General features: G+C 62.9%; 18 protein-coding genes and 1 pseudogene. 9 read left to right on the plus strand and 10 right to left on the minus strand.

The features are described 5' to 3' along the window. Positions 1-288 (plus strand): hypothetical protein (locus VGU00_RS09755; protein WP_327467953.1); only part of this gene is annotated, 288 nt, incomplete at its 5' end. Here VGU00_RS09755 and VGU00_RS09760 read toward each other — a convergent pair. Next, on the minus strand, positions 289-1,218 hold the full coding sequence (locus VGU00_RS09760) for a hypothetical protein (protein ID WP_327467955.1): 930 nt from the start codon (positions 1,216-1,218) through the stop codon (positions 289-291). A gap of 99 nt (positions 1,219-1,317) precedes the next feature. Between VGU00_RS09760 and VGU00_RS09765 the strand changes: the two genes are divergently transcribed. Continuing rightward, positions 1,318-1,578: a helix-turn-helix transcriptional regulator gene (locus tag VGU00_RS09765; RefSeq protein ID WP_327467956.1), complete on the plus strand. Its 261-nt coding sequence runs from the start codon at positions 1,318-1,320 to the stop codon at positions 1,576-1,578. A 25-nt stretch (positions 1,579-1,603) separates the two neighbouring features. Here the strand turns inward: VGU00_RS09765 and VGU00_RS09770 are convergent, their stop codons facing one another. Then, positions 1,604-2,584, minus strand: coding sequence for a DUF2971 domain-containing protein (locus VGU00_RS09770; RefSeq protein ID WP_327467958.1), 981 nt, complete (start codon positions 2,582-2,584; stop codon positions 1,604-1,606). Between the two features lie 117 nt (positions 2,585-2,701). Between VGU00_RS09770 and VGU00_RS09775 the strand changes: the two genes are divergently transcribed. Continuing rightward, entirely contained in the window at positions 2,702-3,403 is a 702-nt protein-coding gene (locus tag VGU00_RS09775) for a hypothetical protein (protein ID WP_327467960.1), read from the plus strand. 131 nt (positions 3,404-3,534) lie between these two features. Here the strand turns inward: VGU00_RS09775 and VGU00_RS09780 are convergent, their stop codons facing one another. Continuing rightward, complete coding sequence (locus VGU00_RS09780; protein WP_327467962.1) at positions 3,535-5,286, minus strand: fatty acyl-AMP ligase; 1,752 nt, start codon at positions 5,284-5,286, stop codon at positions 3,535-3,537. A gap of 179 nt (positions 5,287-5,465) precedes the next feature. On the opposite strand from VGU00_RS09780, the gene VGU00_RS09785 reads away from it, so the two are divergent. From VGU00_RS09785 to VGU00_RS20090, 4 genes and pseudogenes are all read left to right on the plus strand, one after another. After that, positions 5,466-6,038 carry a regulatory protein RecX gene (locus VGU00_RS09785; RefSeq protein WP_327467963.1) on the plus strand — a complete coding sequence of 191 codons (573 nt, stop codon included), beginning with the start codon at positions 5,466-5,468 and terminating at the stop codon, positions 6,036-6,038. A gap of 35 nt (positions 6,039-6,073) precedes the next feature. Beyond that, positions 6,074-6,535 (plus strand): DUF192 domain-containing protein, encoded by a 462-nt coding sequence (locus VGU00_RS09790; RefSeq protein ID WP_327467965.1) that lies wholly within the window; start codon positions 6,074-6,076, stop codon positions 6,533-6,535. A gap of 73 nt (positions 6,536-6,608) precedes the next feature. Next, positions 6,609-6,995 carry an NADH:ubiquinone oxidoreductase subunit NDUFA12 gene (locus tag VGU00_RS09795; RefSeq protein ID WP_327467967.1) on the plus strand — a complete coding sequence of 129 codons (387 nt, stop codon included), beginning with the start codon at positions 6,609-6,611 and terminating at the stop codon, positions 6,993-6,995. 240 nt (positions 6,996-7,235) lie between these two features. Next, a pseudogene (locus VGU00_RS20090) lies at positions 7,236-7,406 on the plus strand (DUF2155 domain-containing protein); the annotation flags it as partial. Between the two features lie 35 nt (positions 7,407-7,441). Here VGU00_RS20090 and aat read toward each other — a convergent pair. Next, the gene (gene aat, locus VGU00_RS09805) at positions 7,442-8,161 is read right to left on the minus strand and encodes a leucyl/phenylalanyl-tRNA--protein transferase (protein WP_414713523.1); all 720 of its coding nucleotides are present in this window, start codon (positions 8,159-8,161) and stop codon (positions 7,442-7,444) included. Between the two features lie 62 nt (positions 8,162-8,223). Continuing rightward, the gene (locus VGU00_RS09810) at positions 8,224-9,057 is read right to left on the minus strand and encodes a class I SAM-dependent methyltransferase (protein ID WP_327467969.1); all 834 of its coding nucleotides are present in this window, start codon (positions 9,055-9,057) and stop codon (positions 8,224-8,226) included. A gap of 88 nt (positions 9,058-9,145) precedes the next feature. Here VGU00_RS09810 and VGU00_RS09815 point away from each other — a divergent pair, with 88 nt between their 5' ends. Next, positions 9,146-9,328 (plus strand): hypothetical protein, encoded by a 183-nt coding sequence (locus tag VGU00_RS09815; RefSeq protein ID WP_327467971.1) that lies wholly within the window; start codon positions 9,146-9,148, stop codon positions 9,326-9,328. Position 9,329: 1 nt separating this feature from the next. Next, on the plus strand, positions 9,330-9,890 hold the full coding sequence (locus VGU00_RS09820) for a demethoxyubiquinone hydroxylase family protein (RefSeq protein WP_327467973.1): 561 nt from the start codon (positions 9,330-9,332) through the stop codon (positions 9,888-9,890). Positions 9,891-9,894: 4 nt separating this feature from the next. Here VGU00_RS09820 and VGU00_RS09825 read toward each other — a convergent pair whose 3' ends face one another. The 5 genes from VGU00_RS09825 to atpA form a co-directional block, all read right to left on the minus strand. Next, a complete protein-coding gene (locus VGU00_RS09825) occupies positions 9,895-11,388 on the minus strand; it encodes a CpaF family protein (RefSeq protein ID WP_327467974.1) in 1,494 nt (497 codons plus the stop codon). A gap of 188 nt (positions 11,389-11,576) precedes the next feature. After that, positions 11,577-11,834: an ATP synthase F1 subunit epsilon gene (locus VGU00_RS09830; RefSeq protein WP_327467976.1), complete on the minus strand. Its 258-nt coding sequence runs from the start codon at positions 11,832-11,834 to the stop codon at positions 11,577-11,579. A gap of 45 nt (positions 11,835-11,879) precedes the next feature. Continuing rightward, complete coding sequence (gene atpD / locus VGU00_RS09835; RefSeq protein ID WP_327467978.1) at positions 11,880-13,415, minus strand: F0F1 ATP synthase subunit beta; 1,536 nt, start codon at positions 13,413-13,415, stop codon at positions 11,880-11,882. A gap of 24 nt (positions 13,416-13,439) precedes the next feature. Then, a complete protein-coding gene (locus VGU00_RS09840; RefSeq protein WP_327467980.1) occupies positions 13,440-14,315 on the minus strand; it encodes a F0F1 ATP synthase subunit gamma in 876 nt (291 codons plus the stop codon). Positions 14,316-14,370: 55 nt separating this feature from the next. Continuing rightward, positions 14,371-15,900 (minus strand): F0F1 ATP synthase subunit alpha, encoded by a 1,530-nt coding sequence (gene atpA / locus VGU00_RS09845; protein ID WP_327467982.1) that lies wholly within the window; start codon positions 15,898-15,900, stop codon positions 14,371-14,373. Positions 15,901-15,924 lie beyond the last annotated feature (24 nt).

Below are 15,924 nucleotides of genomic sequence, written 5' to 3' on the forward strand. Positions count from 1 at the left end.
ATCCGCCGTCGGCATCCCCGCCTCATGCTCCTTCAATATCGCGATGATCTGCTCTTCGCTGAACCTGCTTCGTTTCATTCTGTCCGACTCCTTCGCGTCGGACTCTACTCAAAATCGGTCACATTTCAGGGGAGCACGTCAGAACCTGAGCGCCCCAAGGTCGATGCGAAGATTTTGGATTTCGTGCAGACCAACACATTCACCGGAGCTGATTTCATCTTGCGCAAAGATGGCGCTTGCCGACTGTCCCCGCAATTGGCGCGTGTAGTAGCAACGATTGTGGGATAATCAGCTTTTGGTCCCGCGCCTTCCTTCAAAAGCGGCCTTTTCCCGAGCATAAGCAGCGCGAAATTCCGTATTGCGGGTGCCCAGCAATTGCGCCGCTGCCGAAAGGCGGGAGCAATCCAACAAATTGTCAGCTTCACACTCCGAAATGAGCCAAGGCGATTGCGAGGCCGTGTCGGACATAAAGCCGTCCAAGGTCTCCGCGTAAGATTTCACGTCGCCGTGGACGGAAGCCATGTCATTCGACAGGTCGTCAATCTGATAATTGATTTCGTCGACGCGATAGGAGCCGTCATAGGACGAGGCATCGATGCCGCGCTTGGTGACCTGCATCTTTCCTACCCGATTGCGGGCCGATTGATAACCGGCAATCACGGTGTCCAGCTTCTTCGTTTTCTGCTGTAGCTCCTGCGCCTTGGCAAAGAGTTTGTCGGCCAGATCGTCGATCGATTTTTGAGTTTTAGACCGTTGTGCCATCCGCTCTTTCTGCGCGGCGGCAGTTTCAATTTCCTGCTGTTTCTCGGCGGCGCGAACCCGTTTTGACCCAACCAGCTTGTCGAACTCGCTCGCATCACTCTTTGCGAATGTGATTTGATTGGAACTTCCATCGGCGAAGAATGTCAGCTTCAACTTGTCACCTTCCAATATGCCGGTGACGAGTGAAACACCGTTGCCATTCTCGACAGACAGATTGAGCGCCTTGCCTTCTAGCGTTCCCGAAAACGATCGCGTTCCGGCGCTCGTTTTTCCGTCCTCGCCAGACACGACTGCTGACACCGTGCCATTCACGCGCCCTTCTTCAATAGACGCAATCTGAACCATCATTGCGGTATCGGTATCCGACATCACATAGCTGCCTACGCCTGCCGGTTGGCTGGAACACGCCGCGAGCAATCCCGCAATCACAACTACAGTCGCCCATGTTTTCTTCACGGCCAGCACTCCCCGTCGAACATCTCAAGTGTCCCCATTATGGGGACGTTCGGGTTTACATATACCTAAAGCCCCGGCCTAAGAATCGGGGATGTATCGATGCAGCGCGGATGGGTGGTTTCACCCGAATATCGGACTGCTATCGATGCGATCAAAGCCGCCCGCGTCGAGCAAGGTTTGTCTCAGCGTGAACTGGCGAGACGGCTCGGCAAGCACCCTTCATTCGTCAACAAGATTGAGCAGCTTGAGCGACGGTTAGATGTGCTGGAATTTATCGCCATTGCGCGGGCGATCGGAGTGGCTGAAACTGCTCTTCTGCAAACGATAGTACAAGCTCTTCCGGCCTCTTTGGAGGTTTGAAAGCCTTTGATCGAAGCAAGCGACTTTAGCTGAGTTCGGATACCGTTACGCTTAGGCTATCCGATTTCAATCTTGCCTGCCGAAGCGGAATGGCTCGGCTGTGACAGAATGATTGAGCATATTCGAGATCGGCGGTGCCTACGCAAGCACCCACGATCAATGCGCTCGGTGGAGGCATTGCATAGAGGCGATTGGCATCGGCAGGACCAATTGCGTGTACAATGCGCCATTCTTGCTCATAGGACCATTCGGCCCCTTTCATCAGGCACAGGTATATGCCGACCGCAGGGTTGAAGTCAGCTCGCGCCTGCGAGAAATAGCGGGTGCTATCAGTCCGCTTTTTGCGATAAAAAACTGGAAAGCACATGCGCTTGCGCAAGTCGCTATATGGCAAGGAACCGAAATCATACTCGATGCAAAATCCCTTATGGGAAGCCGAGTAGTGGGACCACATCAGATTTGATGTCGGGTCCGCCGACAGCGACAGGGCGCTGAATCCGTTTCGCAGGAAGGCCGACGTACCGCTCACGAGTTCATCATTTAGGTCTTCGTTTGACGATCGTAGCATGGCCCGGAAAATATCCTGATGTTCCTTAGGCAACTGCAATGTCAGTGGCTCAAGAACTTCCTTCCGCCATTGTTCAACGCTGATCGGGTCAGTGATCGGCGACGCTATCCACTTGCCACCTTTTGCTTCAGTGGCTCGGATGAGTTCAACTTCTGCCAAACACTCTTCCAGCGTTTGCCGTTGTCGAGGAAGCTTGTCCGATTTGAAGTTCGCTACGGTATCAAACGGGTCGTTAAAATTATCGGGGCTGGAAAACCATTGCTGATCGCATTCGAGCGCCTGTTTATGGTAGCTGTTCGAGAAATCGCGATACTTGTACAATTTTGCCGGGATATGCGGAAACTTCGTTGCGAAAGCCTCCTCAATCCGCAAGCGTCCGCCAGAATAGGGAAAAAGGCCTCGGATCATTTCCCTTTGCCACGGATCAAGCTTCGTCATGTACGCCTGCGCCTCCTGCCTAGCTGACCGCTTGTATTTAGATTTTGAATGATCGGGAATGGCCGGAAGCTTCGACCTCGAAACTCCCGGTCAAAATTTCTAAGACGGGTGCGACGAATGGTTCGGAGGAACGCAATAAACCTGTATCGGCAAAAGGAATGGGCAAAATACCGCGCCGAGCAAATCGAGCTGCACGGCGGCGTATGTGCGCACTGCTTCCGTTCGCAAGATGAAGTCGTCTTACAAGTCCATCATCCAGACTACACCCACGGTCGATTGCCGTGGCAATACCCCCACGATGAATGCATTGTCCTATGCAAAGGGTGCCATGCCCAAGAGCATGGGACGATAAGGCCATCAAAGGACTGGTGGCTTATAGGCGAAGATGACCTTGGCGGATTGGACGGTGAATGCGAGTATTGCGGCAAGGCGCTTCGCTATGCTCATATGGTTTCGCACCCCCGATGGGGGACTATGATCGTTGGGGCGCAATGCTGCGACAAATTGACCGAGAGTACGATTGCCAGCGAAAGTCACCGCGAATATCTGAACTACATCAAACGCCGGAAGAAATTTGTTGGCTCGCCAAATTGGGAAACGGATGCGGCTGGCGTTTGGTCCATCGAACGCGCCGGAATTCAGATTGCGCTAGTTCCGATAGACGACGGGAAATTCTGCATTTGTTTGAACCGCGTAAAGGGCAAAACCGAACACGCCACAATGCTAGAATGCCAAATGAGCGCATTTGATTTCGTCGAAAGCGGCAAAGCGGCGGCGTACCTTATCGAACGACAACGGAAGCTCGAAAAGCAGCATTAGGATTAATGACGCTCGCGCGAAATGCGGGCGGTCGTGTACACGCCGTGCGATCCACTATACCCCCCGGATCAAGTCCGGGGTGACGATGATGGATGGGGCAGATTCCAGTCGTTACCGGACGCGCCCGGCCCTTACGCCGCCATTGCGAAAGGCTGGATTTCGCCGGCCAGATATTGCGCGCGCGCCTTCGACCGGCTCAATTTGCCCGAACTGGTGCGCGGCAGCGTGCGCGGCGGGATCAGTTCGATCAGGCAATTCATGCCGGTGATCGCGCGGACGCGGTCGCGAATCGTGTCGCGCAGCATCAGGCGTTCGGCTTCGTCGCTGGTGCGGCACTGGACGAGCACCGCAGGAGTTTCCTCGCCGCCCGGGGTGGTGATCGCGAACGCCGCGATGTCGCCCGACTTGAAACCGGGCAACTGCTCGACCGCCCATTCGATGTCCTGCGGCCAGTGATTCTTGCCGTTGATGATGATCATGTCCTTGGCACGGCCGACGATATAGATGTAACCGTTTGACATATAACCCATATCGCCCGTGTCGAGCCAGCCGTCCGCCATGCAGGCGGCGGTCGATTCGGGGTCGCGATAATAGCCGGTCATCAGCGACGGGCCGGTGCACCACACCTTGCCGACGGTCTGGTCCGGCAGCGGATTGCCCGCTTCGTCGCGGACTTCGATGGTCATGTCCTTGACCGCCTTGCCGCAATTGACGATCGCGCGGTAGCGCGTCGGACGGCCGCTGTCGTTCGCGGCGCCCGACAATTCGGTTTCCTCGACCAGTTCGACGACGATGCCTTCCCCCGGCGGCATGATGCTGACCGCGAGCGTCGCTTCGGCGAGGCCGTAGCTCGGCAGGAAGGCGCTCGCCTTGAAACCCGCGTCGGCAAAGGCGTCGACGAAGCTCTGCATCACGTCGGGGCGGATCATGTCGGCGCCATTGCCCGCGACGCGCCAGCGCGACAGGTCGAAGCGGTCGGCGACATGGCTCTGGCTCGAAATGCGGCGCGCGCAAATATCGTAGCCGAAGGTCGGCGAATAGCTGAGCGTCGTGCCCTTGTTGCGGCTGATCAGGTCGAGCCAGGCGAGCGGGCGGCGCGCGAAATCCTCGGTCTTGAGATAATCGACCGATACCTGGTTCGCGACCGGCGAGAGCAGGCAGCCGACGAGGCCCATGTCGTGGTACCAGGGCAGCCAGCTGATGCAGCGGTCGCTGTCCTGCAATTCCATGCCGTGCGAATGCGCCGAGAGATTGTTGAGCAGCGCACCATGCGTCACCGCGACGCCGTGCGGGAAACGCGTCGAACCGCTGCTGTACTGAAGATAGCAGGTCTCGTCGGTCTTCTGTTCGGGGAGCGCCGCGACGGGGGCCGCGCGCGTTTCGAATTCGGCCCAGTCGATCGGTGCGACGCCGCGCTGTTCGGCCGCCTCGACTGCCATCGCGGCGATTTCGGGCGGGAAAAACAGCATCTTGGGGTCGCAGCTGGTGAGCTGGACGACAAGCTGGCCGACATAGCTATCGCGCCCGCCGAAGCTGGTGGGCAGCGGCAACGGCACCGGCCAGGCGCCGGCATAGATCGTACCGAAAAAGAGCGCGGCGAATTCGGGGCCCGTTTCGGCGATCAGCGCGATGCGGTCGTTCGGCCGCACGCCCGCGGCGATCAGGCGGTAGGCGGCGGCGAGCGCGTCGGCCTTGAGTTCGCTATAGGGATAGGGCCGCACGAGCTTGCCGCGCGGGTCGTGGAAATTGAGCCCGCGCGATCCGCTGGCGGCATAGTCGAGCGCTTCGCCGACGGTGGCGAAGTCCGAGAAGCGGCGCGGCTGGGCACATTCTGTCGACGTCGGCACGAGCACATCGGCCGAAACAGGTTCGATATCGGTCATAGGGGCTGCGACATCCCGCGATAGAGGCCGCGCGGCAACAAGCATGTCATCTTTTTGAGCCATGTCAGCGTGCGCGAACCTTATGTTGTTTGAACAAATCGCCCATTTCCGGGCTTTGATGCCCCGATATGGCGGTGTTGATCGTTCTCAATCGGGCCCGACTGTGGCACAAACATGGCATGCCGCGCCGTTCCGCTCCGTCCGACCGCTCCAAAAGGCCGCTCGGCGCAGCGCGGCTCGACGAGCTCGCGCTCGCCTATGTCGCGCGATTCGCGACGAGCCGCGCCAAGCTGACACGCTATCTCGCCAGAAAAGTGCGCGAATCCGAATGGATGGACGATGTCGACGCCATGACGGCGTGCGAGGCGGTCGCCGACCGGATGGAGCGGCTCCGTTATCTCGACGACCGCCAATATGCCGCGATGCGCGCGGGCGCGATGACGCGGCGCGGGCTCGGCGTGCGGCGGGTCAAGGCACAGCTTTATGTCGACGGGATCGCCGAGGCGGACAGCAGCGAGGCGATCGAGGCGGCCGAAGGCGCCGCGACATCGGCGGCGATCGATTTTGCGCGGCGGCGGCGGTTCGGGCCCTTTGCCGCCGGCGCGATCGAGGATCCGAAATTGCGCGAGCGGCAAATCGCCGCCTTTTTGCGCGCCGGGCACAGCATGGCGATCGCGCGCCGCATCCTTGCCGTCCCGCCGGGGGACGACGCGGCGCTGGCGGCGCTGGACGATGCGGCGGGGCTCGATTAGGGCACGGCGAAGCCCGCCGGGATAAGGATCTGCCGATGCGCATCATGTTGACCGCTCTTGCCCTGTCGCTGGCGCTGCCGATGGCGGCGTGCAGCAGCGATCCTGCCGCGCAGGCCGAAACGGCGGCGACGATCCCGCTGACGATCGAAATGGCAGGCAAGGCGCACCGGTTCAACGTCGAGGTCGCGCGCACCGATGCGGAACAGGATCGCGGGTTGATGTTCCGGACCGGTCTGCCTGCCGACGGCGGCATGATCTTTCCCTTCGCAAAGCCGCGGATCGGCAGCTTCTGGATGAAGAACACGCTGATTCCGCTCGATATGATCTTCATCCGCGCCGACGGCAGCATCGACCGGATCGCCGAAAACACCATCCCCGAATCGCTCGAACCGGTGGTCAGCGGAGGCGAGGTGAGCGCGGTTCTCGAACTCGCGGGCGGCACCGCGGCCCGGCTCGGCCTCGACGAGACGGCGAAGGTGACGTGGAAAGACCGATAAAGCGGCAGAAAGAGCCGCCCGGCGCGGTTTGCCGCTTGCGAAGCGCCTTGGCTTGCCTGTAAACGCCGCAGCCATGAGCATTTTGGGCAAGATTTTCACCTGGTGGGACGGCGCGACCGTCGGCACGCTGCTGAACAGCTGGAGCACGGGCGAGAAGGTCGGCGAGGACAGCCTCGGCAACCGCTATTTCCGCGCGAAAAAGGGCGGGCGCCGCTGGGTGATCTATAACGGGTCGAACGACGCGAGCCGCGTGCCCCCCGAATGGCACGGCTGGCTGCATGGCACGTTCGACGAACTGCCCGGTGACGTGCTGCCCGCGCCGCGCGCGTGGGAAAAGGAACCGAGCGCGAACCTGACCGGCAGCACGGGCGCTTATCGCCCCGCCGGCGCGCTCGAACGCGGCGGCCACCGGGCTGCCGCGACCGGCGATTATGAGGCCTGGCGGCCCGGCGCCGACTGAGCTTCCGTGAGGTCGCGCCCCCTCCGCATCGCGTTCCTGACGCTCGTCGCGGCGAGCGCGCTGGTCGGCTGCGACCGGACGCCGACCAAAAGCGGCGGCAGCGACAAGGCGCCGCAGATCGCCAAATCCGAACGCGTGCCGCAGGAAGTCGGCGGCATCGAAGGCGCGACCCCGATGCCCGAGCGCGTCGCCGTCGTCGGCCTGCTCAACAAGCGCAACGGCCTTGTCCGCGAGCTTGAGATGAAGCCCGGCGATTCGGCGCGCGTCGGTCGCGCAATCGTCCGGCTGCGCGCGTGCGAACAAACCGCGCCGTGGGAAGATCCGCCCGAAACCGGCGCGTTCGTCCAGCTGACGGTGCAGGACCAGCGCGACGACAAATGGTACCGCGTCTTTTCGGGCTGGATTTTCCGCGAGCGGCCCGACCGCAACGTGATCCAGCACCCGATCTACGACGTCTTCGTCAAAAGCTGCGCGATGACATATCCGGGCGGCGAGCCCGTGGCGCGGTCGGTGCCGAAATCGGGTGCGGCGCCCAAGGCGTCGAGCGCGCCCCAGTCGCCCGCGACGAACGGCGGCGAAGGCACGGCGACGCCGCCGGTCGCTCCGCCTGTCGTGCCGGCCCCGGCGCCCAAGGCTGCGCCGTCGCCCCCCGCCAACACCGAATAGAGCCGCGCGAGATAGTCGGCCTGGCGGATTTCGATCGCGCCGAGGCTGGCGAGGTGCGGGGTGATGAACTGGCAGTCGAGCAATTTCCAGCCGCCGGCGACGAGCCGCGCGACGAGGTGCGCAAGCGCGACCTTCGACGCGTCGCGCGCGCGGCTGACCATCGATTCGCCGAAAAAGGCGCGCCCGAGCGTGACGCCGTAGAGACCACCCGCGAGTTCGCCGTCCAGCCAGCATTCGACGCTGTGCGCGTGGCCGATCTGGAACAGGCGATCGTAGCTCGCCTTGATCACGGGGTTGATCCACGTCGTCGGCCGGTCGTCGGCGGGCGCGGCGCAGAGCGCGACCATGTCGGCGAAGGCGGTGTCGGTGGTGACGCGGAAGCGGTCGGAAACGATCGCCTTTTTCAGGCTGTGCGACAGGTGGAAGCCGTCCAGCGGCAGGATCGCGCGCAGGCGCGGCTCGACCCAATGGACCGACGGGTCGTCCGCCCCGTCGGCCATCGGGAAAATGCCCTGCGCATAGGCGCTGAGCAGCAGCGCCGGGTCGATGGACTCGAAATGCTTCAGGACTTGGGCTTCACGAATTTCAGCGTCATGCGATCCGATTCGCCGATCGCGACATATTTGGCGCGGTCGGTTTCGCCCTCGGTCAGGTTCGGCGGCAGCGTCCAGACGCCCTTGGGATAATCCTTGCTGTCCTTGGGGTTCGCGTTGATCTCGCTCTCGCCGACGAGCTTGAAGCCCGCGGCCTCGGCAAAGGCGACGATCGAGCTTTTCTTCATATAGCCCGACTTTTCTTCCTTCGCGCTGTCGTCGCTCTCGTTCAGTCGATGCTCGACCACGCCGAGCGTGCCGCCGGGTTTCAGCATCGCGAAAATCTGTTTGAACGCGTTCGCCGTGTTGTCGGCGCCGTCGAAACGCCAGTTATGGACGTTACGGAAGGTCAGCACGACGTCGGCGCTGCCGTCGGGCACCTTGGGATTGGTACCGGCGTTGGGGAATTCGGCGAGCTTCATCGCGCCATAGACGTCGGCATTTTCGGCCTGCTTGGTCTTTACGCGGTTGAGGCCGCGCTCCCACGGCGCCGCGACATAGAGCGTGCCGCCGCCGGCCTTGGTCAGCGGCGCGAGGATTTCGGTGTACCAGCCGCCACCGGGCCACAGCTCGACCACCGTGTCGCCCGGCTCTACGCCGAAAAAGGCGAGCGTTTCTGCCGGGTGGCGATAGGGATCGCGCGCCAGATTGGCGGGGGTACGCGTCGGCGCGGCGACGGCGGCGGCGATCGCGTCGCCCGACTTCGGCGCGGCGGCGTGGCCAGCATGGCCGTCGTGCTGCATCGCGGCGGCGGGGACGGCGATTGCGATGGCGGCACTTGCAACAATCGATAGCGGACGCATATGGGGCACCTCTCTGCCTGGGGGACTTCGTCTCCTTGCGGAGAGCGGGGGAAGGCCCTGTTCTGCGAAGGGATGCGCGGCAATGCAAGTGTCGATGCTGTCGGTTGCGATTACGGCTGCGGCGCTGTTCGGCGTTGCCGAGGTCGCGAACTGGCGCCGCAACAACCGGCACGACGTCGAAGAGGTCGGGTTCATGCCGTGGCGCGGCATCGCGCTGGCCTCCGCCGCCGTCGCCCTCTTCGCGACGGCGTTTTGGCTGGCCGGCAGATAATATGGGAACCGCGCGCGGCACCATGCTGACCGCGAGGTTGAAGCCGGGCGAAGCGCTCGGCGACCGGGTGATGAAGGTCGACCATGCGGGCGAGCATGGTGCGGTCTGTATCTATCGGGCCCAACGCTGGTTCGCACGCATGCGCGCCCCCGACATGGTCGACGAACTCGATTCCTTCCTCGCCCATGAACGCGGCCACCGCGCGCTCTTTGCCGCAGAATTGCAGCGCCGCGGGCGCGGTCGCTGCCGCAGCTATTTCTGGTGCGGCATCGGCGGCCTGATTCTTGGCACGATCACCGGGATCGCGGGCCGCGGCGCGATTGCCGCGACGACGGTCGCGATCGAGCGCGTCGTGCTACGCCACATGCACGAACAGATTGCGGCGTTGCGGGGCGTCGATGAGCCCGCGGTCCGGACGCTGGCGATAATCGTTGCCGAAGAACAGGAACATCATGATCTGTCGGCGGCCCGTCTGCCATCGGCGGGCTTCTGGCCGCGTCTAGTCGACCCGCTCGTGTCGGCGTCGACCGAAGCGGTGATCTGGCTCGGGATGCGGCTCTAGGCGCTTAGAGGCAGGCTTCGAGATAGGGCTGGTCGAAGCCGTACTGGCGGGCCTTTTCCAGCGTATAGGGGCGCAGGCCCATCGCGCGATATTCGCCGACGATCTTGCCGTCCTTGTCCTCGTCGAGATATTCGAACTTGAAGAGTTCCTGCGTGACGATGACGTCGCCTTCCATGCCGATCACCTCGGTGACGTTGGTGACGCGGCGCGAGCCGTCGCGCAGGCGCTTGATCTGGACGATCAGGTCGACCGAGTCGGCGATCTGCTTCGAAATCGCTTCCTTCGGGATCTTGATATCGCCCATCAGCACCATGTTTTCCATACGGCCGAGGCATTCGCGCGGGCTGTTGCTGTGCAGCGTACACATCGACCCGTCGTGACCCGTGTTCATCGCGGCGAGAAGGTCGAAACACTCCGCGCCGCGGACTTCGCCCATGATGATGCGATCAGGGCGCATACGCAGCGCGTTCTTGACGAGGTCGCCCATATGGATCGCGCCATTGCCCTCGAGGTTCGCCGGACGCGTTTCGAGCGGCAGCCAGTGCGGCTGCTGCAGGCGAAGCTCGGCGGCGTCCTCGATCGTCAGCACGCGTTCGCCGGGGTCGATCATCTTCGACAGCGCGTTGAGCATCGTCGTCTTGCCCGAGCCCGTACCGCCCGAGATGACGATGTTGAAACGGCTGGCGCCCGCGATCTTCAGCGCGGTGCACATCTTCTGGCTCATCGCGCCCCACTGGCAGAGCATGTCGAGCGTGATCGGCTTGGCCGAGAATTTACGAATCGAGATCGCGGTGCCGCGCAGCGACAGCGGCGGCACGATCACGTTGACGCGGCTGCCGTCCTTGAGACGGGCGTCGGCGAGCGGTGTGGTCTGGTCGACGCGGCGGCCGACCATGTTGCAGATGCGCTGCGCGATCTGGAACAGATGCTGTTCGTCGCGGAACTGGATCGGCGCGATGACGAGCTGGCCCTTGCGTTCGATATAGGTCTGGTACGGCCCGTTGACCATGATGTCGCTGATGTCGGGGTCGGACAGCAGTTCCTCGAGCGGACCGAAACCGAGCAGTTCGTCGACAAGCACCTTTTCGAGCGCGAACTGTTCGCGGCGGTTCAAGGTGATGCGGAGCTCGGCGAGCACCTCGAGGATGATCGGGCGGAATTCCTCGGTCAGCTCGTCCTTCGACAATGTCGCAGCGGCTTCGGGATCGACGCGTTCGAGCAGGCGCGGCAGCACCTGTTCCTTGATCTTGTGGACGCTGGCTTCGAAACCTTGCGCCTTCTCCGGCTCCGCCATTTCGGCGGTCGACCGCTGGTTCAGCCGTTCCATCGCCTCTTCTTCGGGCGACAGGTTCGACGGGATCGGCGGCGGTGCCTCGGCGGGCGTGTCGAGGGCGGGGAATTGCGAGCCGCCGCCCATGCCGGGGCCGGTCTGCATCGGCTTGGCCACGCCAAAGGCGGGGCGGCCAGCGGTTCCGGGGCGGCGTCCGAATGCACTCATCGGTTTATCCTGCTTCCATATCTTCGGGAGCACCGCCTGCCGTGACAGACGAACCCCCATCCGACACGGTGAATAAATCGGAAACTTTGACATTGTCCTAATGCGCCGCGCGATTGGACGATGGACAAGAAAAAAGCCCGCATCCGGGTGGATGCGGGCTTTTGGCCCAACCTGTGGACGGTGGGAAATCAGCCGGCGATATGCTCGGCAAGCACGGTAAGCCCCGCTTCGTTGACCTCGGCAAAGCCGCCTTCGACCTCGATCGTCTCAGGCGCGGCGCCCGCGGTCGCATAGATGGTCAGCGGGCCGTTGCGCAGCGTCGCCATGAACGGCGCATGGCCTTCGAGCACCGAGAAATCGCCTTCGCTGCCCGGTACGGTGACCATATAGACGTCGGTAGACCGCTCGAGGCGGGCGGGGGTGACGAGTTCGAACTTCAGAGCCATGATATGTCCTCAAACCCCTCCCGCTTGGGGAGGGGCTCAACCTTGTTACGCGTCTTCGGCGAGCTTCGCGGCCTTGGCGATCGCTTCGTCGATGCCGCCGACCATATAGAAGGCCGCTTCGGGCAGGTGGTCGTACTCGCCGTCGACGACGGCCTTGAACGACTTCACCGTGTCTTCGATCGCGACGAACTTGCCGGGGATGCCGGTGAAGACTTCGGCGACGTGGAACGGCTGCGACAGGAAGCGCTGGATCTTGCGCGCGCGGGCAACGACCAGCTTATCTTCTTCCGACAGCTCGTCCATGCCGAGAATCGCGATGATGTCCTGCAGCGACTTGTACTTCTGCAGCGTTTCCTGAACGCGGCGGGCGGTTTCATAATGCTCCTGGCCGACGGTCGCGGCGGTCAGAACGCGCGAGGTCGAATCGAGCGGATCGACCGCGGGGTAGATGCCCAGCTCCGAAATCGCGCGGTTGAGCGTCGTCGTCGCGTCCAAGTGGGCGAAGGAGGTTGCGGGAGCAGGGTCGGTCAAGTCGTCCGCGGGGACGTAAATGGCCTGCACCGAGGTGATCGAACCCTTGTTGGTCGAGGTGATGCGTTCCTGCAGCGCGCCCATGTCGGTCGACAGGGTCGGCTGATAGCCCACCGCCGACGGAATACGGCCGAGCAGCGCCGACACTTCCGAACCCGCCTGCGTGAAGCGGAAGATGTTGTCGACGAAGAACAGGACGTCCTGGCCTTCCTGGTCGCGGAAATATTCGGCCATCGTCAGACCCGAGAGCGCGACGCGGGCGCGGGCGCCCGGGGGTTCGTTCATCTGGCCGAACACCAGCGCCACCTTCGACCCGTCGGGGGTCGGGTTGCCGTCGGCGTCCTTGGCGATAACGCCGGCGTCGAGGAATTCGTGGTACAGGTCGTTGCCTTCGCGGGTGCGTTCACCGACGCCCGCGAACACCGAGACGCCGCCGTGGCCCTTGGCGATGTTGTTGATCAGTTCCTGAATCAGCACGGTCTTGCCGACGCCCGCGCCGCCGAACAGGCCGATCTTGCCGCCCTTGGCATAAGGGGCGATCAGGTCGATGACCTTGATGCCGGTGACGAGGATCGCGGCTTCGGTCGACTGGTCGACGAATTCGGGAGCTTTTGCGTGGATCGGCGCCGACATGCCGGCGTTGACCGGGCCGCGCTCGTCGATCGGGTCGCCGATGACGTTGAGGATGCGGCCGAGCGTCTGCGGGCCGACGGGAACGGTGATCTGCGCGCCGGTGTCGGTCACGGGCTGGCCGCGGGTCAGGCCGTCGGTCGCGTCCATCGCGATCGTGCGGACGGTGTTCTCGCCGAGGTGCTGCGCGACTTCGAGGACGAGGCGGTTGCCGTTGTTGTCGGTTTCGAGCGCGTTCAGAATCGCCGGCAGCGGGCCGGTGAACTGGACGTCGACGACGGCGCCGATGACCTGTGCGACGCGGCCCGTCGCGGTGCCGGTGGCGGCAGCCTTGGGAGCGGCAGCCTTCTTCGGCGCAGCAGCCTTGGGCGCGGCGGCCTTCTTGGCGGGAGCCTTCTTTTCAGCGGGAGCGGTAGCCATTACGTTCTTCCTTGCTTGGATAGCTTACAGCGCTTCGGCGCCGGCAATGATTTCGATAAGTTCGGTGGTGATCGCCGCCTGACGCGTGCGGTTGTAAACGATGGTCAGCTTGTTGATCAGGTCGCCCGCGTTGCGCGTTGCATTGTCCATCGCGGTCATCGACGCACCCTGTTCGGACGCGGCGTTTTCAAGGAGGCCCTTGAAGATCTGGATGGTGACGTTGCGCGGGAGCAGGTCGGCGAGGATCGCTTCCTCGTCGGGTTCATATTCGACCGCGGCGCCACTCGACGCCGGGACGTCGGCCGGCGGCGGAACCGGGATCATCTGCTGGCCGGTCGCGATCTGGAGCAGCGCCGAACGGAATTTCGAATAGAAGAGGTGCGCGACGTCGAAGGCGCCGGCTTCGTAAAGCTCCATCACCTTCGCCGAGATTTCGCTCGCCTGCTCGAAGCCGATGTCGCGGATGCCGGTCGTCTCATATTGCTCGATGATCTGGCCGGGGAAGAGGCGGCTGATCACCGGGCGGCCCTTGCGGCCGACGAGGTAGAAGACGACCTTCTTGCCCTGTGCCTGCAGTTCGAGCGCCTTGTCGCGCGCGGCCTTGACGATGTTCGAGTTGAACGCGCCCGCAAGGCCGCGGTCGCTGTTGAGCACGACGAGCAGGTGCGTGTCGCTCTTGCCCGTACCCGAAAGCAGCTTCGGCGCCGAATCCGACGCGCCGACCTTCGACGCGAGGCTGGCGACGACGCCTTCGAGCCGCTCGGCATAGGGGCGCGCGGCTTCGGCCGCAGCCTGCGCCTTGCGCAGCTTGGCGGCGGCGACCATCTTCTTGGCCTTGGTGATCTTCTGGGTCGATTTGACCGAGACGATCCGCCCTTTGAGTTCCTTAAGCGATGCCATTACGGCCCCTCTGGTTCGTCAGCCCGGCGCTGGGCCGGGCTCACGGTAACTTGGCTTACGCGAAAATCTTGCCGAAGGCGTCGAGCGCCGCGACAAGGCCCTTCTTGGCGTCGTCGCCAAGGTCCTTGGTGTCGCGGATCGTCTTCAGCACGTCGGCATGATCGCTGCGCAGATAGGCGAGCATCGCCTGTTCGTAACGCGACACGTCGGTGGTCGCGACATTGTCGAGATAGCCGTTGGTGCCGGCGAAGATCGACGCGGTCTGCTCTTCGAACGGCATCGGCTGGAACTGCGGCTGCTTCAGGAGCTGCGTCAGGCGCGCGCCGCGGTTGAGCAGCTTTTGCGTCGAGGCGTCGAGGTCCGAACCGAACTGCGCAAAGGCTTCCATTTCGCGATATTGGGCGAGTTCGAGCTTGATCGAGCCCGACACCTTCTTCATCGCCTTGGTCTGCGCGGCCGAGCCGACGCGGCTCACCGACAGGCCGACGTTGATCGCCGGACGGATACCCGCGTTGAACAGGTTGGTTTCGAGGAAGATCTGGCCGTCGGTGATCGAAATCACGTTGGTCGGGATGTACGCCGAAACGTCGCCCGCCTGCGTTTCGATGATCGGCAGCGCGGTGAGCGAACCCGAACCATTGTCGCTGTTCATCTTTGCAGCGCGCTCAAGCAGGCGGCTGTGGAGATAGAAAACGTCGCCGGGATAGGCTTCGCGGCCCGGCGGGCGGCGGAGCAGCAGCGACATCTGGCGATAGGCGACAGCCTGCTTCGACAAATCGTCATAGACGATGACGGCGTGCATGCCGTTGTCGCGGAAGAATTCGCCCATCGTCACGCCGGTGTAGGGCGCGAGATACTGGAGCGGAGCTGGCTCCGAAGCGGTCGCGGCGACGACGATCGAATATTCCATCGCGCCATTTTCTTCGAGCTGGCGGACGATCTGCGCGACGGTCGAACGCTTCTGGCCGACGGCGACGTAGATGCAATAGAGCTTCTTCGATTCATCGTCGCCGGCGTTCGCCTGCTTCTGGTTGATGAAGGTGTCGATCGCGACGGCGGTCTTGCCGGTCTGGCGGTCACCGATGATCAGTTCGCGCTGGCCGCGGCCGACGGGGACGAGGGCGTCGAGCGCCTTGAGGCCGGTCTGGACGGGTTCGTGAACCGAGGTGCGCGGGATGATGCCCGGCGCCTTGACTTCGACGCGCATGCGCTTGTCGGCCTTGATCGGGCCCTTGCCGTCGATCGGATTGCCGAGGCCATCGACGACGCGGCCGAGCAGGCCCTTGCCGACGGGAACGTCGACGATCGTGCCGGTGCGCTTGACGGTGTCGCCTTCCTTGATCTCGCTGTCCGAGCCGAAGATCACGATGCCGACATTGTCGGCTTCGAGGTTGAGCGCCATGCCCTTCACGCCATTGGCGAATTCGACCATTTCACCGGCCTGGACATTGTCGAGGCCGTGGACGCGGGCAATGCCGTCGCCGACCGAGAGCACCGAACCGATTTCGCTGACCGTGGCTTCGGTCCCGAAATTGGCGATCTGGTCCTTGATGACCTTGCTGATTTCAGCGGCGCGGATTTCCATTATTCAGCCTTTCATCGGGCAGTT

Source organism: Sphingopyxis sp., assembly GCF_035944815.1.
Classification (GTDB): Bacteria; Pseudomonadota; Alphaproteobacteria; order Sphingomonadales; family Sphingomonadaceae; genus Sphingopyxis.